The sequence below is a fragment of the Micromonospora sp. NPDC093277 genome, from assembly GCF_044765245.1.
Classification (GTDB): domain Bacteria; phylum Actinomycetota; class Actinomycetes; order Mycobacteriales; family Micromonosporaceae; genus Micromonospora.
The window spans coordinates 1-25164 of the sequence record NZ_JBIWJO010000016.1; the positions used below are offsets into that span (position 1 = coordinate 1).

2 protein-coding genes are annotated in these 25164 nt (G+C 73.8%); one reads left to right on the forward strand and one right to left on the reverse strand.

The window, feature by feature from the left end; translation table 11 throughout:
- A partial coding sequence (locus ACIRG9_RS27855) for a hypothetical protein (RefSeq protein WP_402862118.1) occupies positions 1-453 on the reverse strand: 453 nt, incomplete at its 3' end.
- Here ACIRG9_RS27855 and ACIRG9_RS27860 point away from each other — a divergent pair.
- Positions 443-25159: a hypothetical protein gene (locus ACIRG9_RS27860; protein WP_402862121.1), complete on the forward strand. Its 24717-nt coding sequence runs from the start codon at positions 443-445 to the stop codon at positions 25157-25159. The two genes, ACIRG9_RS27855 and ACIRG9_RS27860, sit on opposite strands and share 11 nt — an antisense overlap.
- The last annotated feature ends 5 nt before the right edge of the window (positions 25160-25164 follow it).

Here is a 25164-nt window from a genome sequence, read left to right on the forward strand (position 1 = left end):
GGGCTCCACCGACCACACGACGTCCACCACCGACACGCACCCGACCACCAGCCACGACACACACAACGCCAGCGACACCGCCGCCGACAACACGCACAACGCCAGCGACAACGCCGCCGACAACACGCGCAACGCCAGCGACACCGCCCACGCCACGGCCACCGACAGCGGGCACGCCCGGACCGACACCGACACCGACACCGCCAGCACGCACAGCCCGGCCAGCACCACCGACAGCACCCACACCGCCACCACCACCGACAGCACGCGCACCGCCGCCGACAACGTCGACAGCGCGCGCACCGCCGCCGCCCACCCGGCCGCCGAGAGTGGACACCTCGCGGCCGCCAGCGCCGACGGCACGCACACCACCGCCACCGCCACCACCACCACCGACGGCGGGCACGTCGTGGTTGGCAGCGCTGCCGACGGCGCGCAAACCGTGATCGGCACCGCAGCCGCCGGCAGCGGGCACATCGCCACGGTCGTGCCGACAACCGCGGACCGGGCCGACGCACTGGCGGCGCGACCGGCACCGGCACCCTTCCCCACCCCGACCGCCGAACGGATCGTCAACTTCCTCAACACCAGCGGCAACGACTGGGCGCCACTGGTGATCGGCGATCCCGGACCGGACCCGACCACGGTGGCCCCGGTGCCGAAGGTCGTACACATGATCTGGCCGTCGACGTCCGCGCCCGGCCCCGAAGTCCTCGCGAACGTCCAGGCATGGGCGGACCACGTCACCGAGCAGGGATGGCACCTCCAGGTGTGGACGGACCCCGCGACCGCAGCCGCGTTCGCGGACACCGGCGCCCGGGTGGATACCCTCACCGCCCTCAATCCCGACAACAGCCACCAGAGCATCACCGGGCAACTCGCACGTACCGGCGCCCCGGCCGACGTGGTCGCGCAGGCCGCCAGGTGGGAGGCACTGCACCAGCACGGCGGCCTGGTCGTGGATGTCGATCTGCCCGCGGCGGTGGCGTCGCTTCCGGCCGAACCGGTGCCCCTTGGGACCGGACCGGGCGCGGTGCCCTACCTCAGCCCCGCCCAGCAGAGCATCGACCCGGCGGTCGCGCCGGCCGGTGACACCCCACGGGACCGGGTGCGTACCGCGCTGACCGTTCCACCGGGTGCCGGTCCCGTCGCGGCGCCGGCCGGTTCGGCGTTCGCGCGGGACGTCCTGGATCGGGTCGCCGCGACGTACGACGCGGCCCCGATCGTCGGGGATGTCGCACGGCGCGACCCGGTCGTCGATGTCCTACGCGAGTACGCCGGCCGGGACGGCTCGCCGACCTGGGTGTTCCGGCCGGATCTGGTGCGGAACTTCGAGCCGGCCCACCCGGTGCTCGCGGTCGCGGACCAGGTCCCGCCGGACCTCGGCCCCGGTCGGCCCGCCGCCGAACGGGACGACCTGCCCCGCTTCGCCGCGCACACGGTGGACGAGGCCCGCCGGCGGGCCGAGGCCGGCCTTGCCCCGCTCACCGTGCGGATCACCCCGCAGGCGACGCCGCTCACGGCCCGCGCCGGTGCCCGGACCGGCAGGCGGGAACGCGCGCGACAGCGGTACCGCGCCAAGCGCGACGCCCGGCGTCTCGACGCCGACCTGTCCCGGCTGCTCGCCCACTACAGCCAGGCCGACGCGGACCAGATCGGCCGCGCGGAGCTGCGCCGCGAGGTGGCTGCGGGGGCCCGGCGACGCTACCCCGACGGCCCGCGACGCGTCGGCCGGACCGACCGGCGGGCAGCTCGCCCGATCGTGGCGACGGTGGAACTGACCGCCACCGAGCGCCCGACGGTGCCGCCGCCGGCCGCGCCGGCGGTCGACGCGGCGACGGCGGCGTTTCGGCTGGCCTCCGCGCCGGACGTCGCGGCGCCCGGGATCGAGCGGCTGGCGTCGTGGGTCGGGGCGGTCGAGGAGAGCCCCGATGCTCGGGTCGCCTCACCGACGGACTGTGTGACCCGTGCGCTGGGCGCGTTCGTCGCCCGCTACGGGCATTCGGGCACCGGCGTGCGCGCCGACGACGTGCTCGACTCCAGCGATCCGGACCGGCTGGTGGCGATGCTGGGTGGCGCTTTCGGGCCGGTGACCGGGGCACGTGGGGTGGTCGACTGGGTGGCGGCCCGCCCCGGCTCGGCCGCACTGGTGGTGGTGCGACCCCCCAACCGGGCGGGGCACGTCTTCTGGGCGGTCGGCGACGACCGGGCCGCGACCGTGGAGCCGCGCTGGGTGGACACGCAGGCGCCGGGGCTGTTCGACGCGGTCGCCCGGGCGGACGACGCATGGGGTCGGTTGCTCTCCCTGCCGGGCACCCGGGTCGCCTTCTTCGGCGCCGCGGGCCGACCCGCTGCGGACGTTCCCGCCGCGACTGCGTCGCGGGTGGTCGACGCGCTCCTCGACCCGGCCGGCGTGCGTCGGGCCGGTGCGCTCCCTTCGGCGACCGGCGCCCCACCGACGCCGGTCCCCGGGGCCGGCCTTGATCCAGCCGACGAGACCGTTACGGCGCCCGCACCGGCGACCCCGGATGCCGGAGAGCGGGACGCAGAGGCGCGGGACCTCGGAGAACGGAACGCCGACGAGCAGGGTGCCAGGCAGCGGTACGCCGACGAGCGGGATGCCGGGGCGCCGGCACCGGAGGACGCGAACGGTGACGACGAGGCCGGTCCCTCCGCACCGGGACGACGCCAGTCCCTGCCGGCCCCGTTCGTGCGCGCGTTCATGGCCGTGGCCGCCGACCGCCCGTGGAGCGACACGGACTTCCTGCTGTTCAACCAGAGCGAGATCGAGACGGACGTGCTGGCCCGTCCGTTGCGTCAGGCATTCGACGACGTGGTGCAGGGCCTTGGCCTGGTCGTCCCGGCCGGCGCGCGCGCCTGGCAGGCCTTCCAGGACCAGCCGGCCGCGTTCCTCGCCAGCGGCCGGGTGGAGGACACGACCCTGCTGCCCACGTTCGAGTTCGCCCGCCAGGGGCCACGGCGACTGCGCAAGGGGGCGTACGGGTCGACCCGGCATTCGGTGCAGGTCCGCTTCGCCCTGACCGCGGTGGTGGTCGACGAGCCGACCGACGCTCAGCTGCATTACGTACCGGTCGATTCCGGGCCGCGGACGGTGCATGCCGGCGGTGCCACGCTCACCGCAGCCGACGAACCACCCACCGGCTCCGTGGTTCGACCGGTCCTCGTCCTACCGGCCGAGATCCGCCTGCTGGCCTGGACCAACGACCGGTCGGAGCCGGTCAGCCACCGGGTGGGCGACGGCTGGTATCCGATCGCCGCCGCGTTGCCGACCTCGCCGTCGGACGGGGTGCCGGACGGGGACGCGGCACTGCGGGACCTCCTCCTGATGCGCCCGGACCTGGTGTGGCGCGCGGTTCGCTGGGCCAGCACCCCGGAGCTGGCCTGGGCGCTGCAGAACAGCAGGGAGCCCGAGTCGCCCGGTGGCAGCCGGCCGACCGGCAGCGCCCTGGCGGCGGGACTCCGCGACGACATGCGCGCGCTGCGCCAGATGCACTGGCGGAGCCTCCTCGTCGCCACAGCCGATGCGGAGGGCACGGGCGATCCGCCGCCGCTCCCGGCGCCGGGCTCGGCGCTCTGGCACGAACTCGCCGAACTGTGGGACGCGGTCGCGGCGAATCGGCATGATGAACGGGCCGTCGAGTCGCTGCTGGTCTGGGCCCTCAGTCATCCGCTGCCATACCAGGTGGTGGGTCGGCAGACCACCGTGCACTCCGGGCCGCACGCGCTGCTGTCGGCGCTCGTCCACCGGGCACCGGCGCACCTGAGGACCTGGCTCGCCGAGAACCACCCGGATGATGATCGGCCGGACGACCCGCACCAGTTGACCGTCGCCTTGCACGACGGGTTACGCGACTGGGTCATGAGTCGGGCCGGAAACCAGACGGTGGCGGGCCGCGTCCGGGCCGCCCTCACCGCCCTCGACCTCGAGTTCTCGACCGAGGAGAGTGGCCGACGCCGGTTCGAGGCCCGGGGGAACCGGAGCCTGGAGCTGCTCGGGGAGCTACGCTCCGATGCGCCACGCGACGGCGTCACCGCGCTGCTCGACCTGGTTGTCCGGGCGACCGGGCTCGGCGTGCGGCTGATCGGTGGCGACAGCCTCCTGGCGACCGTCGGTGGCCCGGTCGTCACGCTCGTCGTGGCCGAGGACGGTGGCTTCGCCGTCACGGACACCCCGCTGTACGCCCGGCTCAGCTCCGACGATCCCGTCTTCGACCTGCTACGACCGGAATGGGAGCCGGTGCGCCGTCTCGGGACCGGCGTCGATCCCGAACAGGTCGATGGGCCACACATCCCGCGGCTGTCGCCCTATCCCGGCTACCTGGATGTCGGTGCGCTGGGCGAGGTCTCGGTCGAGGTCGCGCTCTGGCCGCGACCGCAGCACGCGGCCCGCGAGCTGGCCGGCACCCTGCCGTCGCTCCACGCCGATCCTGCCGTCGACCGGTCGGTGCGGGAGGCCGTCCGGGGACAGCTCACCACCCTGCTGTCAGCCACCGAGGACGACCAGGAGTGGGACCACCGGCTCCAGTACGGCTGGACCGGCACGGTGGCGGGGCTGGTGGTGTGGATCCGCCCCCGCGTCGACATGCCACATCGCTACCAGGGCGGCCCGGCAGCCGTCGCAGGGCAGCCGGAGGTCTGGTACGACGTCCCCCTCAACCTGCCCAACGTACGCCGGTTCGGTGTCTCCTTCGCCTCGTCGATGGTCGGACGCGAAGCCGAACGCGTGCGCGAGTGGAGTCTGGCCGGCGAGATCAGTGCCTACATCCGCGTCGCCGCCGGCGCCGCGCAGTACGTCGTACCCGGTCTGCCGGCTCCGATCGTCGACAGCGGCATGATCCGCAGCAGCGCGAGTGAAGATCGGGTCATCAGCGGCCGGAAACTCTTCGTCCAGCGGACCGAGCGGTTCGTCGCGGGCCTGCGGTTCGAGATCTACGTCGGCGGCCACCAGCGTGCCGTGACCTCGCCCGCGCCCGGTGGGTCACTGATGCTGCGCTTTCCCGCCGGCCTGGTCGACCAGGCGGCCTGGCCGGATTCCCGGAGTCCGCAGCCGCTGCCGGCCACGGTGGCGCCGGTGGCCGGCGACCGGCGGGCGCGTCCCACCGGCGACCATCTCGTCGCGATCAACCTGGCGCCGGCCGTGGCCGCGCTGCACCGGCTGCTGGCCCCCCACCTGCCGGCCGACGAGGCCGCACAGGTCGCCGAGACCACCGTGCGGCAGCTGTTGAACGAGCGGACCATGCGCAACCGGAGCCGATTCCTGTCCGCGGGCGAGGACATGGCCGAGACGATCGTCCTCGGCGGTCTCTTCTCGCAGGAGGTGCTCGTATCGATCCGGACGGGACTGCGCGAGCTGTACCGCTTCGGCACCTCCGACTGGGAGGTCCGGGACGACATCGGGCTGATCAGCAGCAGCTCGATCGGTCGCGGTGGCACCTCCACCGCCGGTGTCACCACCGGCGCGTCGGTGCTGAACATCGGCTACACGGACGCCGGGGCGATCGGCCTGCGCGGGATGGCCGGCGGAAACCTCTTCGCCGCCCGGGAGTACGTCGGCGAACACGGGCGGGACGCCGAGGGCGCGAGCCACACGATCCTGAACCGGAGCACCAGCCACGCCCGCTACACCGCGGTGATGGACGTGACGATCCAGGTCAACACGGGTCGGGCCCGGCGACCGTTGGAAGCGTCCGTGGAGGTTGACGCGGAGTGGAGCGTCCCGGCCGACGAGACGTCGGCGTTCGAACAACGGTGGCGCTCCGGTCAGCCCGGCACGAACCCGCCGGTGGTGTCCGCGTCGGCACCACTGACCGCCGGGCAGTTGCGGGCCCTGGCGGTGACCGCCGTCGACCTTGATCGGGACCTGGGCCTACGCCGGGCGGACGCGCCGCAGGCCCGGCTGACCTGGCACGACCGCGAGGCCGGGAGCCGGCTGCCGCTCGCGCTCGTGGCCCGCAGCGGCCAGGGGCCGGGCGTGACGATCGGCCTGCCCGGGGCCGAGCGGGTCGCCCCGGTCATCGAGGCGGCCCTGCGGGAGTACGAGCGGCAGCGGCACTTCTCGCCGGCTCCGGGCGCCCTCGACTGGGGCCAGGTCCGGCGGCGGATCATCACCCGCTTCGGCGTCCCCGGCCTGGTGGCCGCGGCGGACCGGCTCCGGCAGGGAATCCACGAACAGATCACCGTCGGCGGACACCGGTACCGCATCAGCGTCACGGCCGTTCCCATGGAATTGCTGGGCGAGCGCGGCTACCGGATGCGGGTCAACCAGCGCGCGCTGCGGGGCCTGACCCAGGCCACCTCGACCGATCAGACGACCTCCCTCGGCGGTACCGTCACCGGCGCGCTCGGCCTGCGCCTGGCCGGGCTGCTGCGGCTGCAGGCGCCGCTCGCGCTCACGCTCGGCTGGGAGGATACCGAGGGGGCGCAGCAGACCCGGGTGCTCAAGTCGTACGCCCGGACCGAGACCGACGGCACGGTGCGGGTGCTGCACCAGGCCACCGCGATCGTGGTGGCGATCGGGCAGCCGGGGACCGACGACCGGCTCGAGGTCGACCGTTGGCTGGTGCCCGCGGGCGAGGAGATCGCCGTCCCGGTCCAGTACGTGCCAGGGGAGGCGCCGTCGGAGGAACGGGTCCTCAAGGCCGGGGCGGCGACCTGGGTGGACCCTGTCCAGGAGCCACCACCCCCGGGCGAGGTGGACTTCCCCGCGCTCAACGGCGCCGGCGTGTTCGCGCGCTTCCTCGACATCCCCGAGCCGTTCGCCCTCGCCGCCCGGTTGTACGCGCACCTCACCAACAGGTCACCGGCCTGGTTCGCCGAGCCGATGAACTGGCCGCAACCCCTGCGGGCGCTCGAGTCGACGGTCGAGCTCGGTGCCTCGTTCGCCGCGATGGCCTCGGAGGCCGGATGGGTGATCCCGCTCGGCACCGCCGACGGCCGGTCGGTCGCCGCGCGGATCCGGCTGCGGGCGTACGACCCGGTCCGGATCCACGACGGCCGGGACGTCGAGGTGGAGCACTACCTCCAGGGCGCCAGCCGGGTGGGCACCAATGTGGGCGGTGGCTGGAGCGCGCAGGTGACCGCCGGTGGCTCGGCGTACGCCCTGCTCGACCGCGAGGCGCCGTCGCACGTCGCCGACCCGGCGCGGCTCGGTGGTGGCCTCAAGCTGGGCGCGGGGTTGGGACGATCGTCGGCCACCGCGGAGGATCATGGCAGCAGCGACATCACCCGCGCCACCTACGGGCCGGGGGCGACGCCCTTCGGCGCCAACCCTACCTTCCGCTTCGGGCGGGTTCGCTTCGACGTCGAGTTGCTGAGCTGGAGTGGCCGCCAGCCCCCCGAGCGGCGGCGCGGCGCGGTGGTCATCGACGAGGCGCTCGACGTGACCATCCCCGACCGGCTCGCCGCCGACCTGGACCTGCCGGACGCCCCCCGCGTGCACCTCACGCCGGTACCACGCGACGCGCCGGTGGTGGTCGACGAACACCTCGCGCGCGGCCTCAGCCACGTCGAGGCCCTGGACGCCCCCGAGGTGCTCCGGTACATCACCCGACAACTGGAGCAGCAGGGCATCCTGCATGCCGGCGCGTCCGCGCGGCCGAGCCTGCTGGCCCAGTCCCTGCACGACGTGTTCTCCTCGGCCGGCCTGCAGCAGCAGGCGTACGAGCTCTTCGGCTCGGGCATCGGTCACCGGTTCTCGGTCTCCAGTCCGCTGTTCCGGCGACGGGAGGTGTACATCCGGGTCCGCGGCGTGCACCGGCCGGTGCAGCACCGGATGGCCCGGGACGAGGTCAGGCTCACCCTGCGCGGCGAGGGCTACCAATCCGAACAGGTGGAGAGTTCCCGCCTGCTCGCGGGCGGTGTCGAGGCGTACGCGGCGGGGCGCCAGGCGCCCGGGCACGGAGCCAGCGGCATGGCCAGCGGCTCGTACTCCTACGAGCGGACGCGAACCGTCACCGCCGGTGAGCGATCGAGCCGCAAAGAGATCTACCGGATGGCCGTCTCGGGTGCGGAGGAGATCACCAACGAGGCGCAGTTCGTCGTCGACATCTGGGTCGCCGTGGTGCCGTCGGCCGTCGAGCGGGCGCTGGCCGCGCCGGTGGAGCTGGCGCAGCAGGCGTGGCGGCGGCTGAGCGACGGCGACGCCACGTCGGCCGTCGACGCCGGGCGGCAGCAATGGACCTGGCAGGCCCATGACGGGGCGATCCTCGGCGCTGTCCGCCGGCTGGTCCCCAATGCTGTCCTCGCGGGGTGGGGCAACCGCACGGACGCGTTGACGGGGCCGAGCCGGGATGGCGGAACGGTGGCCCTCGACACCGGCGACGACGCTCCCGCCGCGGGCTGGATCGGCTCGGCGCCGCGGCACCGCCGACCGCCGGCGCTGCCGCGATGGTCCACGGACGACCCGGCGCCCGCCCGTCGCCTCAACGCCGTCGTCCTCGGACTGCCGAGCATCTACCCGGTCGCGTTCCCGGCCGCGCAGGCGATCGCGGACTGGCTCTGGTCCTTCCGGATCCCGTGGGCCCACCGGCCCGGCCGGGCCGGGAACGGTGGCTGGTTGTTGCCCGGTGCCGTGCCGGCGCCCACCAGCGCCGACGACACCGACGGCTGGGATCAGTGGCGAGGCCAGGTGGCGACGTTCTACGACCCGCGGCTGTGGGCGGAACTCAGCGAGTCGACGCTGCGGGCGCAGATCGACGCGCTCCTCCGGCACGACCACCAGGTGCCCGGCGTCGACGTCAGGATCGGCATCAACCTGGTGCGGGTCGAGCAATACCAGCGGGAGCGGCTCACGTTCCGGCTCAAGAGCCGGCGATACCAGCAGCAGCACACCACTCCCTCGCTGAACATCACCCGCAGGGACCACCATGGTCTGTCGGTCGAGCCGGACGCCGGGGGATCCACCGGCCGGCTCGGCAAGATCGGCCTGCACCTGGATCCCGCGATGGGCTGGGGCACCCAACGCGGTGTCGTCTCCGACAACGTCGAGACCGACGAGCGCAACGTGGAACGCCAGACCGAACACGCGCTCTACCGCTTCGACGTTCAGGTGGTCCTGCACCGACCCGGCGAGACCCTCACCTTCGACGTACCCGAGGGCCTGCTGCTGACCGGCGAGTTGCTGCCGCAGGAGCTGTTCCGGGCAGATGCCCCGACCAACGCCCTCACCATGGCGCGGTTTCGTGCGCAGCCGCCGCCACCCGAGATCCGGATCCTCCCGGTGGAGGCGGACGACGAGGACCTGGCGGCCCGCCCCGTGGTCGCCTCGGCCACCGGCGACGAGACGGTGTCGGGGACGTACCGGGTGGCGACCGGAACCGATCTCGGGTCGCCCCCGGCCGCCGCGCCCGGTTTCGAGATGATGCTCGCCGGCCGGGGCCGGACGGACCACCAGGGCACCCTGGACCCGCGGACCATCCGGTTCTCGTCCCGCAGCGTCGGCCCGGTGTCCCGGGACGGCACCAACACCGGGGAACTGATCCGCGCCATGCGCGAGCAGGGGTGGAGCGGGCCACCGCTGGACGTGGTGCAGTGGGGCGATGGCAACCACGTCACGCTCAGCAACGCGCGACTGTACGCGGCGCGCAGCGCCGGGCTGGCCCGGATCCCGGTCACCGTCCACGACGCGGCCGATCCGCTGCCGGAGACGGGTCCCTGGTCCGCCGGCCAGTGGCCGCCCCGGCCGGCGCCGGGACACGAACTGTCGACCTTCGGCCACCTCGCGATGGCCCGGGCGGCGCAGCAGCCCAGCCTGCTGCCGACCGGGCAGTTCGGCCAGCTACGCATGCCGGTCGTGCTGCCCGGGGAGGGAGTGACCCGGCCCCGGTCGGAGACCGACTCGCCGCAGCCCGGCGACGAGCGCCTGGCCACCCTGCACCGACGAGCGACCGCGGACGCGGAGGTCGTGCGGCAGGCTCTCGAGGCGGTCGCCGCGGACGTCGGGCGGAGCCTGGGGACGTCGCTGCGTCTCGTCGGCACGGAGCACCAGGTCAAGTCGTTGGCGTCGCTGCGGCGCAAGGCGGCGAGCCGGGAGACGCCCGTCCGGGACCTCCTGCGGTTCTCGCTCCAGCTCCCCGAGGACGCGGGGTACGTGCCCGCGCTCAACGCCGTACTGGAGCGGCTGCAGGGGCGCGGGTTCCAGATCCTGCCGGAGAGCCGCCGTAACCACTGGCGAGCGGGCAACACCTTCTACGGCTTCGCGGTCAAGCTGCGGGGGGCCGACGACTACGGCGAGGTGGCCTTCGAACTCCAGTTCCCGACCCAGCGCTCGTGGGACGCGTCCCGAGCCACCCATCGCTACTACGAGATCATCCGCTACGAGGTCGACCTGAGCGACGGTCGCCGGGAGCCGGTGGCCGTCATGGTCCACGCGATGCTCCAGATGACCAGTGCGATGCGGGACAACATGCTGCCCGAACGTATCCCGCCCGGAATCGGCGGCCTGGGCGAGCTGCGGGACACCTCGCTGGTGCGGTGGGTGGCACTGCACCGCGAGAGCTGGGAGTCGTACGTCGCCTGGCTGAGCGAGAACGAGCTCACCTTCGCCGACATCGCGCTGGAGTTCGGGCTCACCGCCGACGACTTCCCCGAGTTGCCCGCTGACGCGCCGGAGCTCCCGCGGAGCTTCCGGACCGCGATCGAGAACCTGCGTGACCGGCAGGCGCTGGCGAGCCGGGAGGTCTACTCCGCGCCGCAGTTCGAGTGGCACGGGGACGCCGTCGCCCAGCGGTGGCTGGCGGAATACGTTGACCGGCGGGTGGCGGACGTGGTCAACAACGCCCTCTTCCGGCTGCGCCAGGAGCGGGCGGACGACGCCGAACGGATCGTCCGACTGGAGTCCCTCGCCGTACACCTCGACCGGGCCGACCTCGCGGAGATCCGGCGCACCAACTACGAGTCGATGTACGAGCGGGCCCGCGGCTGGTCACTCTCCGCCCCGACCGGCCTCGCCGCCCGGCTGCGCGGAGCCGTGCCGTGGCTGCGCCGCCCGCAGGAGGCCGCCGTGCGCCACGACCGCGCGATGCTCGCGTACTGGCGGCAGGTGACCGACCACCTCTCCTGGGTGCCGGCGGGCCAGCAGCGGCTGCACGCGCCGCAGGCGTGGAACCAGCGGCTGCTGGTCGAGTCGGGCCTGCAGCGGCTGGGTCGGGCACCCGACATGCGCCTCGCCCAGCTCGCGTTCGAGATCGAGTACGCCGCCGCGGTGTGGGAGCAGTTCGAGGCCGTGCACCAACCGGCGTTGCAGACCCGGTCCGATGCCACCGACGACCCGCTCTCCGTGGACCTGCCGACGGACCCGCAGGAACTCGGCAGCCTCTACGACCGGATCGCCAGGGTCGCCGCCGCCGTGCAGGTCGCCGCCGTCGTCGCGGATGTCCTCGGCCGCCACGGCAGGCAGGCCGACGAGGCGGGTAACCAGGCGTGGGCCAGGCGCCTGGCGACCGAACTGTCCGACGTTCCCTCGAACGCCGACCGACTGGTGGCCGACGCGGAGGGCCGCGCCGAACGGGCGGCGCTCGAGCGGGAGGGTTGGGAGTGGCTGGCCGCGGCCGAGTCCGCCGACGCCGAAGTCCGTCCGCCGTGGACGCTGGACTGGCGCGCGGAGCTGAACCGGATCGCGGCCGGTGGACCGGCCGACGGCGAGGTGCAGCACTACACGATCGCGCCGACCGCCGGTCGGCCCCCCGCAGGCAACTACCAGATCTCGTCCACCGGCTGGCTGCGGACCCCGACCGGGTTGACGCTCGCCCCCGGCGGTTGGCTCCAGGTCGACACGCAGCTGATCCACCCGGAGGCGGGGCAACGGATGGACCTGCGGACCGGGCAGATCACGGCCGCGCCGGTCGACCTCACGCGGGCACTCGCTGGCGTGCCGGCGACCTACACCGTGTTCGCCGACATCCTCGGCATCTACCTGCGCGACGCCGACGGCGATCTGCGTGCGTTCGCGGCGCTCCCCGTCTGGGCCCAACTCGACACGTTGCGCGGGCGGGTGCCCTGGAGCGACGAGCCGGACGCGCAGGCGTCGGTGTTCGCGGATGCGGCGGCCCGGAACCAGGTCACCTGGGCCGATGTGCAGGGCCGGGGCATGCCCCGCGAGCAGGTGCGCGACGAGGCCGTCCAGGCCGCGCAGCTGCGCATCCGCCACCAGCGCGCGCTGGCCCGCAACCGGGCCGACCGCCCCCGCCGGCTGCCGCCGGGCTTCCACGTCGTCGACCCGGTCAGCGGGGCGCGGTCGTACGCACTCGGCCACCACGGGCGCCTGCTGTGGAGCGACGACGCGCGCCTGACCGACGCTGAGTCGCTCGCCGTACTCGTCGCCGGCGCCCTCCCGGGCGACGTGCCGGCCGGCACCGTCGACGGCGACGCAGTCGCGCTGCGCACCGCGGTGCGGCAAGCGGTGATCGAGGCGGCCTCGCGGTACGACATCCGCCTGCTGAACCAGTCGATGCTGGACGGTGGCCTGCCGTTCGACCTGCGCATCGGCGACCGCGCGGTGACGGTCACCGTCGCGCTCGACCTCGGTGACCTCGAACGGGCCAGCTACGTGCGGCTCAGCGAGGCCGAGCGGGCCCGGCCGGGCGAGCGCTGGCACGTGCTCGTCAACGCCGACCACGAGAACCAGGCGATGGGCCGGCGCGGCGTATCGAACTCCCGGGGCCTCGGAGTCGGCATCGACGGGCCGGTCCCTGAGACGCTGCCGATCCTCTCCGCGGGGCTCGGCATCAGCCTCGGCGGCACCAGCTCGAACAGCCAGACGCAGGGCTTCGACGTCGTCTCGGCGACGAAGCGGTTCATCGAGGTCAGCGGAGCGCCGGTCTACTTCGACTTCGGCGGGGCCGTGCTGACCGTGCGGGTCTCCGTCGACGGGCTGCCGGCGGGCACGCCGTCGGTCCGTCGCCGGGTCGTACGTGTCGAGCTGCCGCGGGAGCTGGCACCCGGCCGCGGCGACGATCTCGGCGTCGCGCCACCCGCGCCGCAGCCGGGAACGGCCCGGATCGGTCTGTTCGACGCGTCGGTCTTCCCGATCGACGCGTCGCGCGCACACCTCGAGGATCCCCGGCTGGCCGGCATGCACGAGGCGCTCAACCGCGTGTTCCATCTGCCCGAGTCCGCCGCCGGCCTGTCGATGTTGCGCGACGCGGTGCACGAGGCGTTGCGGGACGCGGGCGCCGAGCTGGGGCCGGCGGCTGCCCGGGAGCTGAACTGGTGGGTCAGCGAGCCGGCCTTCCTGCGCATGTACCGCGACGTCATCGCCGCCGGCGCGGTGTCCCCGCCGATCCGGCAGGGTGAACACCGCGCGCACGTCACGCTGACCGCACGGCTGCGCTCCGTCCAGGAGTTCGACGACGCTCCCATCGGGCTTCGCGAGGAGAGCCAGCGCTTCGTCGCCGACCACGACGAGCGAGCGGACAGCGGGGGCCTGGCTGTCGACGTCCACGGCAGCATCGGGGCCGACCTCGGTCTCGGCATGGTCGGCCTGCGCGTGGCCGGGTCCGCCGGGCACTCCGCGTCACGGGCGGTGCGGCCGGCGGTGGGCGGCGGCGAGATTCGCGGCCTGTCGTTCGCCGACCGCAGCGTCCGATTCCAGGCCGTGCTGACCGCGACGGCGGCCGTCGCCACCGACCTGCCCGGCGTGGCGCCGCAGACCGCCGTCAGCCGCCCGATCCTCGTCAACATCCGGGTGCCGATCTCCCGCCGGGCCGAGTTCATCGCCGCGCTCCGCGAGGCGATGGAGCAGCCGGTGGACCCGGTGGCGAAGATGCTGGAGGAACTCGACGCCGAGCGCCGACGCCAGCGCGCACCCCGTCGCGAGCGGGGCGGTGTGCCGCCGACGGGACCGTTGGGCAGCGACGTGTCGGACAGCGAGCCCAGTTCGGACTCACCTGAGGAAGCGGGCCCCGACTTGGAGGACGGTGACCCGCGGGTGACGTGGCGCGCCGTTTCGACCGCCGTGACGCCGTCGCGGTTCGCGCCCGCCCACCTCGACTCGGGCCAGTCCAACGGCTTCACCGCTATCGAACGGATGCCCGGCAGCGAGCACGTCCTCGACACCGTGGTCAGGTTGCTCGCCGAGGCTGAGAGAGGCGTGTACGGCGTACCCGACGGAGCGGTCCGCCGGGCGGAACTGGCCCGCACCCTGTCCGCCACGTTCGGGGCCGAGGCGCTCCTCAACGGTGCCTCGGGTGTGTTCCGGCCGGGTGGCATCCGGTACACGCAGGTCGTGCCCGTCAACGGGGGACAGGAACGGATCACGGTCCAGGTGGTGGGGGTGCGCAAGCCGTCGACGGCGGCACCGCGGCACGAGCCGGCGACCCGGTTGGAGCTCATGCCGGCCGGGTTCGCCGGAACGTCCGGCGAGGACCGGCTCGCCAGCACGCTGGGGGTCAACGTCGGGCTCAACGTCCGACTCGGGCCGTCGGGTGGCCCGTTCGCCCCGCTCGGTGTCCAGCTCGGCCGCTCCGAGGAGATCGCCGACGCGACCTCGGTCGGCGTCTCGGGATTCCAGCTCGACGCGATGCTCTACTACGGGCCCGCCGAGGTGTTCACGTACCCCGCGACGTACGAGGTCAGGGTCGAGGCGTCGGTCCGCCGGAGCTGGTGGCAGCGGGTCAAGGGCTGGTTCGCGACCGCCTGGAGCCGGCTGGCCGGCGGGCCGGTCCCCAAGCTCCAACCCCGCACCGTGGTGCCCCGGACGATCGACGGAGGCGTGTCGCTGGTCCTGCCCGAGGGCCTCGCGCCCACCCGGCGACCGACGAAGGCCGACCTCGACCGCAGCGGACGCCTCGCGCCGACCGGCGCGGACGCGCCGGCGGTCATCGCGGCCACCGACGGGGATGCGCCGGCCGTCACCGTGGTGACCGACCCGACCGCGCCGCCCGACACGGTGACGACCGCCGCGGCCCGGCGTGACCCGAACGCCGAGATCACCGCGGACGGTGGACTCTCGGCCCTCGATCCCGACGACGTCCTGACCGACCTGGTCGGCACCGCGCAGGTCAGGACGAGGATCGCCGAGCTGCTCGGCGACGTCGGCCTCTCCGACGCCGACGCGGAGGACCTGTCGCGGCGGGTCACCGACGCCACCGCGCTCACCGGCGCGCAGCTACGGCCCGACGTACCGCTGACCGCAGCCCTGGTCAAGCGCGGCTGGATCAGGGACCGACACGTACAGGTCGAGGTCCGCGCCGTCCCGGTCAACGGTCGCCGTTCCGGCCAGACCGTGCGGTTCCTGCGGATGGCGGTCGCGGAGGGCGGCAGCAGCGTGGGCGGGTCGAACGCGCGGACCACCACGGCGAGCTACGCCGGCGAGGCCGGGATCAGCCCGGCCCCGGGTGACGTGACGGGCGCGGGGCGGGGCAACGCATCGGTCGCCCGGTCCAGGACGGTGGCGACCGGGGCGGGGCTCTCCGGCCAGTCGGGCGGCCTGATCCAGGAGGCGGCCGACTTCGACGAGCGGGTCGCGGACGTCGTGTGGGAGGTGAACATCCTCTCGCGCCGCAAGAACCTGTTCCGCCGGGCTCCGCTGCTCGGGCCGCTGGTCCGGCGCGGCGACCGCCCCGCCTCCGACACCCTGCTGGTCGAGGACGGCATCCGGTACCTGCGCCGGGCCACGACCAAGGCCGCGCCGGCCACCGTCGCCGGGCTGCCCAACCAGATCAACGAGATTCCCGCGCTGGCGCCGACGCGGCGGCTCGCCCCCGTCGCCACCGCGACCTACCCGCCGGCCCCCACCTCGATGCGGCGCCTCGTCGAGAACGCCCTCGACGCCGACGCCGCGGACTTCCTCGACCGCAACTGGCAGGTCGCCGGGGCGGGCACGCTGCCGGCCCGGCTCGCGGCCCTGCTGAACCCCCGGTCGGCCGTCTCGACCTTGGACACGTTGCTCAGCACCGGGCTCGTGCTCCAGAGCACCCGCTCCCGCGTGTTGGTCCACGACCGGGTGGAGATCGTGCTCCGCGCCGAGCGCGACCCGGACCAGACGGGATACCAGCTGGTTCGCGGGATTCCCGAGGTCAACGCCGTCCGCTACTCGTTCCGGCTGAACTCGCGAACCGTGCGGGACGCGGTGTCCGAGAGCCATCAGGCCGGCGGTGGAGCGGAGGCGGGCGACGGCGACCATCGGGGTTCCACGTGGTGGCGGCTGACGCGCAGCCGGAACCGGGGCGACGCGCTGACGACGACCGACGCGGCACGCGACACCTTCTTCATCGGGGGGCCGGGCGGACAGTACGAAGGCCAGGTGGCGATCACCGCGCAGGCGGTGCGGACCACGCACCCGTCCCGCACCCTCAACCTGGTCACCCTGGGGGCGGCCGGCGTGGTGATGCGCCACCTCCGTGCGCGTACCCCGGCGGGCACGCCGGCACGGATGATCATGAACGAGACCGTTGTCGTCCCGGAGGGGCTCGCCCGCGCGTCGAGAACGGCGTCCCCGCCCCGCGCGGTCGTCCAGTTGGCCGACGGGCAGGCCCTCCCTGGTACGCGGCTGCCGCTGACCAGCCAGGATCTGCTGAGCCGTCGGGCACTCGTGCTCGGAGTGGACAGCCAGGCCGCCCGTAGCCTGGCCGACCAGGTGGTCGACGGGCTGGCCGGGCACGACAGCCTGGTACGCCACCTGGCCGAGCGCGGCACGTTGAGCCGCAACGCGGTGCGCCAGATGTTCTCGTACCCGATGCTGCTCCGGCAGCTCGAGTTCCTGATCGGCGAACACGGCCTGGACTCGCCGACGCTGGTCGCCGACGGTGGCCCGCTCACCGACACCTACGGTGGCCTGAACGTCCAGGTGGAGCTGCGCGCGCCGAGGTTCGTGGACGACGTGTCGGGCTGGCTGGAATGGTCCAGCTACGGCTTCACCGAGCACAGCGCGTCCCGGGGCGGCTCCGCCGGGCTGAGCGCGGGCCTCGGCCTGTCCGTCGCGGCGGGCCCGGTCACCGTCAGCCCCTCCGGCAACCAGTCGCAGTCCACGAGCTACAGCAGCAGCGCCGTGCTCAAGTCCATGTGGCCGACCACCGCGAGCGTCCGCCACCTGCCGATTCAGCGCTTCCACGTGGGCGCGGCCGTCACCGTACGGGCCGACGCGCACAACCGCCGGGGGCGCCTGGCGTACGGGCACGGCGAGGCGACCCTCCGGTTCTGGATGCCGGCCGCCGTCGAGTTGGGCATGTGGCCGGAGGCCGTGCTCGCGTACGGGCTCACCCCGGTGTTCGGCCTCGGCAGCATCGCCGGTCGGTACCTGCCGTCGCCCGCGGTCGTCGCGCCGAACACGTCGCCGTCGCTGCGCACCGCCGAGCTGCACGCCGTCATGTCGTTTCCCCGGATGGAGGTGGACCCGGCGCATCGGCCCGGCCGGGGCCGGATTGGCGACTTCGCACGGCGGGCCATGGGCGACGGTGTCCACGAGGTCTACGTCGTCCACGTCGCGACCGTCTCCGACGCCAAGCACGGCGTGCTCTTCGCCGTGCCCGGCGGGAGGTTGACCGCGACCGAGTTCCACCGCGACGTGCTGTCCGCCGTCCTTCCGGCGAGCAGGCCGGCGCACCTGGTTCTGGTCGGGTCCTATCTGGGCCGGCCCGGGCCCGGTGGGGAGGCGCCCGCGGCCGCGATCGCAAGGCTGGCCGACCGGCTCGTGATCGCGTCGCCGGACCTGGTGCACACCATGCCCGACGGGCACGTCCTCAGCGCGCGCTACCGTCCCGCCGCCCGAGGTGGCACTGGCGTTCCCTTCCCCACCCACGACGGCAGCTCGTCGTGGCGCGGGTTCGTGTCGACCGATGCCCCGACGAGCCTCGGCGCGTGGGATCTCCGGCGAGCGCTGGCCAACGTCGGACTCCGTCCGGTTTCCGGCCAGCACAATCTGCCGTTGCCACCCACGGAGGTCGTCGTCTGGGGCGAACGGGTCGCCGACGCCCCGCCGCGGTCACCGCTCGGGCCCGCCCCGGACCCGGCGGCCACCGTCGACCCGGCCATCCGCCAGGCGGCCGACCGCGACCGCTACACGGTCCTTCCGCACGCCGTGGAGCCGCCGGATCCGCACGCCGGGCGGCCGGCGGATTCGCCGGAGGACCAGGATCTGCCGCGCGGGTCCCGCCACCTCGTCGCCGGACCGCGGTCGACCCGGCCTGCCGGGCCCGGACGTACGACGCTGTCGGTGCTCAGCGACGCCGCCGGGCGACTGGAGCCGTGGACCGGTGACCCCGACTGCGTGGAGCGTGTCTACCGGGTCGTCGCCGCGGTGACCCGTCCGCGCTTCGTCACCGACGCGGACGAGAGCCAGCTGAGCCGCCTGGCCAACCGGCTCGGGGGCCGCTTCCAGCCCAACGACATCGGGGCGCTCGACGCCCTTCCCGCCGACGCCGCCACGGTGGCCTGGGTCCAGCCGCCGAACGAACCCGCCCACGTCTCGATCGTGATCCGTGACCACCGTGGGAAACTGGCCGTGCTGGAGACCCAGTCCGAGGACGAGCCGTTCCGGGTCGACCCGGTGGCCCTCGACGAGGTGGACGGGCTGCCACTGCAACTGCGCGGTCCGCTGCTGCTCCCGTTCGGCCCGGACGGCCGGTTGGCGCTTGTCGAGGTTCGGACCCCGTCCGCGAACAACCTGACCGCCGAGCGTGACCCGGCGCCGCGCGTGGCGCGGCGCCGCTCCCGCTACGGCACGCTGCCCTTCGCCACCGGTGAGCCGGTTGGAACCACGGTCGGCCGTACGGTCGCGGCGCTGCTGCAACCCTCGCCGTCCCTCGGTCCGGGCATGCTGCCGTCTTCCGGCGGCGGCGGGGGAGGCACGGGCGGCGGGGGAGCGGCCGACCAGACGGGGACGAACCAGCCTCCGGCGGAGCCTCGCATCGTCCGGGTTCCTGCCGACGGGCTCTGCCTGTTGTACGCCGTCATCGCGGCGGATCCGCTCCAGGTGCGGGACACCCTCGTGTGGACGGGCACGCTGGGTGACGCGGATGCCGAGGTCGCCGAGTGGTTGGCCGACCCGGAGCGGGTCCGCGCCGACATCGCGTCGCGCCCGCAGGCGTCGCCATCGTCGTTCCAGGCGGGTCTGGTCGACCGGGCGGTGGAGGTGGTGCGCCGCCGGGTCGAGGACCTGCTGGCGAGTGACCGCGCCCTGACCAATGAGGCGAATCTGCTGATGACGGGAACAAGCCGCGCGCAGGTGCTCGACGCGGTGCGTACCTGGCGCAGGTCCTGGCAGGACCCGACCGGGGACACGTTCGCGCCGTTGCTGGCGCAGGCGCTGAACGTCAACCTCGCCGTCTACGCGGAGAACCAGCTCCGGGCGACGTTGCCGGCGAACCGGGTCGTGGAGGAAGGCTCGAGCGACCTCCCGAGCCACCATCGGCCGACCATCGAGCTCAGGCGGTTCGGTGACCACTACGACGCGCGGGTGGCGGCGGCGCGTCCACCGACGCGGGCGTTCCTTCCGCCCGCCGTGGTGCCGACCGGGGGAGCGGCCTTTGGCCTGGTGGGGGCGCGACTGCGTCAGTTGGACCACGGGGTGTCCATGGTGGTTCCCGATCGGCGGCACATCGACCCGGATCAGATGGAGTGGCTGGGCCAGACGGTCCGCCCCAGCGGGGTGCCCGGTGTCCTGACCGTGGTCCTGCACCTCGCGCGGGATGTCGCCGGCCTGGTGCGGATCAGTGCGCTGGGGCCGCCCGGCAGCCTGGCGACCGGCCCGGACGTCCGGGATCTCGCCCACGCGATCGTGGGCTGGCGGCCGCCCGGCGGTGCGGTGCCGGTGCTGGAGTTGCTCGTCAACGCGCCACCCGAGGTCGTGGACGAGTTCGCGGAAACGCTGGCCAACGAGCTGGTGGTGAACGTCGCGCGGGGGACGTTGAACGCCCCGACGCACACGGTGTTGCCGGCGGCCGGGATCCCGGGAGTGGTCGTCGGGTCCCTGCACAACCGCTGGGTCCTCGCCGCGACCGGCCTCGTCCGGGCGCGGCACGTGATGTTGCAGGGATATCCAATCCCGGTACGCCAGCGGGCGTATGCCCTGCCGGTGGCGGACCGCCGCGTCGCCCTGGAACTGGCACGACGGGTCGGGCAGCCCGGGATCGACATGATGCTGGAACTGCGTCGCCGGGTTGCCGGTCTGCCGTCCAGGGTGGACGACGTGGTGCTGGCCGAGTGGGCGGTCGGTACGGCCGGCGATCTCCCGGCGTACGCCGACGACCGGCCGCCCGCGGTGGACGGGCACCGCCCCGGTGCCGGTACGCAGCGCGGGGAGGCGCAAGTCTCGGAGTCCGCGGTGTGGTACCCGTCGATCGAGGTGACCGTCGCGGTTTCGCAGCCGGCGGATCCGGTCGACACGATTCGGCAGGTCCGTGCGGCCGTCCGGTTCGGCTCGGTCTTCGCCTCCGCCCCGGTCGGGTCGGGCGGGATCGCCGTCCGACTGCCGGCCCACGGTTGGCTGCGCTGGGAGCGGGGCGGGCGAGGCGATGGCGAGGGCCGGCACCCGTACCCGGGGCCGGTGTCGGGGGAGTTGCCGCCCGACGGGGACCGGCCGTCCCGGCGATTCGTGGCGTTGCCGACCCCCGTGTGGGAGCGGATTGGGACGCATGCCGACGGGCACCAGGTGGTCAGCTATCCGCGAGCGACCAACCAGCAGTTGTGGGTCAACCGTTACCGGAACCGGTGGGCGGCGGCGCCGACGTTGGCGGCGGAGATCGACGAGATCGGCCTGCGGATTCCGCCTCAGGCCCTGGCCCGCACGGTCGTGGAGTTCGGGGTCGCGACCGGTGACACCATCCATGCCAGTGACGATCGGGTGGTCGACTGGGCGACGTACCTACGGGACTACCTGCCCGAGCCGGACCGCGACCGACCGGTGCTCGTGCTGCGCCGGGTCGACGAGTCGTTCACCGCGGCGACACTGGCACGGATCGTCGCCCAGGACGTGGCGGTCGTCTATCTGGATCCGAGCCGCGGCTGGACGGTTGGCACCGCGGTGGCGCCGTCCGCGCCGGGTGCGTCGCTGCCGGTCATCCAGCTGGTCAGAGACCTGGCGGCCGGGTTGGACATGGCCACCGGACTGCCGCAGATCGACGGCCTGCTCGACACCGCGGACCTGGCTGCGGGTCTGCCGGCCGATCCGGCCGATCCGGCGCTGTGGCGTCGGCAATCGGCGGACTCGCGTGACCCGGACTACGGCATGATCGAGGTCGCGCTGCCGTCGGCGGACGGGATCGCGGAGTGGATCGAGGGCGGCGACGTGGCCCTGCTCGGCCGGCCAGCGATCCGGGCCGCCGGGCCGTCGGTGGGGGCGTTCCTCCCGTGGCGGTTCACCCAGCCCGCCGAGGTGACAGCGTACGACCACCGTGGGCAGCGGATGGTCGCCCGACTCGGCACCGTGGTCGACCTCGCGGCGCTGCGTGCCGCCCGGCCCGAGATCCACCCGGTCACGGACCGGCTGATCGTGATCTCCACAGCCGAGCCGGCGCCCGACGCCGCCGCCGTGCCACCGCCGTATGCCGGCGTGACGCCGTACGCCGAATCCCGGCCGGCCGGCCCGACCGGCGAACGGCAGGACGTCCTGTGGGCACGGATGCCGGACGGCCTGACGCCGGACCGGCCACTCGGCAACGCCGAGCTGCCGGCGAGCACGGAGGAGCCGCCGCCGTCGTCAGGCGACGCGGCGTTGGCGGTCCCCGCGCCGTACGCCACGATGCTCCCGAGCCGACTGGTCCGGATCGACTGGTCGCGGCTGGTCGCGGACGGCTACGTACCCCGCACCCATGACGGCCACGTCCGGCTGGAGCGCATCGACCAGATGGATCCGGCGCGGGCCGGACACCTGACCCGTCGCAGGCTGCACGGCTATCCGGCGGCGTGGCCACCGGGTCTCGCGCACGCGTGGGCGGAGAACCTCGGTGGGCAGTCCATCGACCGCATCGCGGTTCCGCTGCGTGCGCAGTCCTCGCAGTATCTCGGCCTCCTCACGGCCCGGCTGCATGCGCGGGTGGGCACCGCGTTCCGGGTCGGGGACGAGGCGGACACGACCGTCGTCGAGTTCCCGGCCCACCTGTGGCCCGACGGGGTGCCGGCTCGCGAGATCATCCTGCCGGCCGCCGGGCGTTTCCCGGAGACCCGGATCCAACTTGTCGAGGAGGTCCGGCTGCCGGGGCAGGGGCGCAACGGTCGGCGGGGACCGCTGGTCAACCGCTACGCCGCCGGATACGTGGCGGTACCGGCGAGCCCCGGTCTCCACCAACAGCTGGACGTGATGCTGCCGGTCAGCCGCGCGCACCACATCGTGGCCGAGCTCGGCGCGCTGGCGGAGACCGGCGACCGGATCGCCTCGCCCATCGACGGAACGATGCTCGACGCCGACGCCTACCGGCAGCTACTGCCCGCCGAGGATCCCGACTACGGACCGCCGGTGGTGATCTTTCCCCTTCCGGCGACCGGGACGGTGCCCCCGTTCTATGGCGCGCTGGCGGAGCTGGCGACGGTCGTCTACGTCCTGGACGGAACGGTGCACGCCATCGGCCCGCAGCTGCCGAGGCCGCTGTCGGCGCCGATGACACGGGAGAGCGTACGGCTCGTCCTACGGGCCGTCACCGGCGGAACCGACGGCACCGACCTTGAGGGCGTGCCGGCGACGGAGTTGCTGCGCATGGTCGGTCAACCGGTGCGCAACCCCGGGCTCGTCTGGCGTCTCGGCACCTACGGTGTGCCGTTCTCCACCCCGTTGGTGCGGATCGGCCTGCTGAGCACCGGGCCGATTGGCGGGTCGCTCGAGCGCTGGGCGTACCGCCAGGTCAGTGGCTGGCTGGAGCACGAGGTGTGGATCGCGCATCGGAGTCTGGACGCGCTCCGGGCGGACGTGCCGCCGGAGTTCGTCCGGTGGTTCCCGACCGGTAACGAGCCGGTCGGCGTCGTGGACGTGGCCGCGCTGCGGCAGACCGCGCCGCTGGTCAGCGTCGTACGCTCGGACGGCCCACCGGTGGTGATGCTCATGCCGACCCGGCCGCCCGAGCACGCACCGTTCACCCAGCCGCCGCCGCTCACCACCGACCGGCCCATGAGTCTGTTCTCCCGGCTGGAACAGGCCGCGTGGACCTCCTCCGGTGTGGAGGTGGACAGCATCGCAGACCTCGCCGACTGGTTGTTCGAGGACGCGGAGACGATCCAGGGCGACGGGGTCACGGTCGAGAACAACCAGGTCGCTCGGGTCAGCGTCCCGCTGTCGGGCGGCGAACCGTTGGACCTCGCGCTCAGCCGATGGCTGCGACCCGGAGTTCTCGTCCCGCCCGGCCTTGGCGAGGCGACGGTCACGCTTCCGGACGGGTGGTCGCTGATCCGGGTCGACCTCGGGGAGGGCCGGGTCGGGCAGGTGCTGGCCGCCGCCGCCGGTACCAACCTGGACCAGCGGTTCTGGGCGGAGCCGATCCCCGGTGGATTCCGGCTGCTGCCGGTGACCGGGGCGGAGTTCCAGACGCGGATCGGTCCCGGCCCGATGGACCCGCTGGCGGTGGTACAGGAAGCCGCGGTCGACGGGGGCCTGCAACTTCCGTGGGCGGCGGCTTACGCCCTGCGCGACTACTACCTCGGTATGGACGCGGACGGCGAGGAGGTGCCGGACCGCCGGTCCATGTGGTGGTTCGAGGTCCCGCCGGTGGTGGAGAACCTGGACGAGTGGCTGGCCGGAATCGAGATCGGCGTGTTGAGGCCGGCCACCGAGGAGAGCCAGCGCGTCATCGGCATACCCGAGATCGGGGCTCCGGAGGTCGTGGTCCGCGCGGTGCCGTCCGACGACGGCGAGCCGCAGCACTACCTGGTCGACTTCTGGGAACTGCGGATGGGCGGCATCCCGGTGGCGGCCATGGCGGATCAGGGCCTGACGGCGGTCCGCGTACCACCCCAGGCCCACCCCTCGCCGGCGACCGCACCCCTCGGCTCCGCCCTCCCGGAAGCGCGGCTGGCGGCACCGCCGGTCGAACCCGAGCCGGCGGACGTGGAGATGGTTCCGGCTGTGCCGGGTACGGAGGAGGCGGCTCCGGACGTCGTTGGGGCGGAGGACATGGAGCTGGGGTCGGAGTCGGAGTCGTGGCCGGGGTTGCCCTCGGACGTGGAGATGGACGCGGACTCGGACTCGGACGCGGATCTGGACTCGGACGCGGAGATGGACTCCGACTCGGAGACGGATGCGGACTCGGACGCGGACTCCGCGTCGTGGCCGGGAGTGCCGGTGACGCCGGAGGACATGCAGCAGTGGCTGGAGGCGGGGACATGGCACGGGATACCGGCAGATCCCGATGTCGAGCTGTCGTCGGACGAGGAGGAGTGGCAGGGGATCCTGGCGGAGCCGGAGGACATGGAACCGGCGTCGTCCCCGGATCCGGACGGCGGATCCCAGGCTCCCGCGGACGACGACCAGTCGTCACAGGCCTCGGCGGAGTCGGTGCCGGTGCCGCAGCCGATGTCGGTCGAGTTCGAGCCGATGGTGTTCGCCGTCGCCGAGCGGGAGCGGCAGTCGTTGCGGCTCTTCGCTGACAGCACGGCGGAGGCGGCGAGCGCCGGCAGCCGGTACGTCGTCCACGTCGGGGGTGCGTCCCCCCTCCGGACGGAGGCGGTCGCATCGATACTGACCGGGTTCTTCGACGTGTTGCCCGAAGACAGGCGGCAACGCATCGAGGTGCGGCCGGCCCTGGTCGCCGCGGACGCGGCCGGTCGGGCGGGCGATCTCGCGTCGTCGCGCCGGGTAGGGCTACGGGTCGAGGTCGTGCGGCCCGAGGTGTCGATCGACTTCTCGGCCCGCACCGTGTTGGTCCCGGATGAGCAGCGGGAGCCGCTGCTCGCGTTCGCCGACGCGGTCTCCGCCCACGTCACCCCCCACACCATCGCCCACCACCGGTACGTCGTGCACGTCGACGCAGATGCCAGGGCCGGGCAGGCCCGGGCCGAGGCGGTCGTGGCCGCGCTGAACGACCGGTTCGACGCGCTGCCAGCCGAGAGGCGGAGTGCGATCGAGGTCCCGTCGACGGTCCACCAGTCGGGGCGCGGTCCCGTCGGGCGCCGCAGGGTCCGGGCGTGGCTCGAGGTGTTGCCGAACGCCGACGACGACTCGGATGAGGAGATGGGGCCGGCTCCTGGCCCGTCCGGCTCGGGTGCCGGCGCACTGGAGTGAACCGT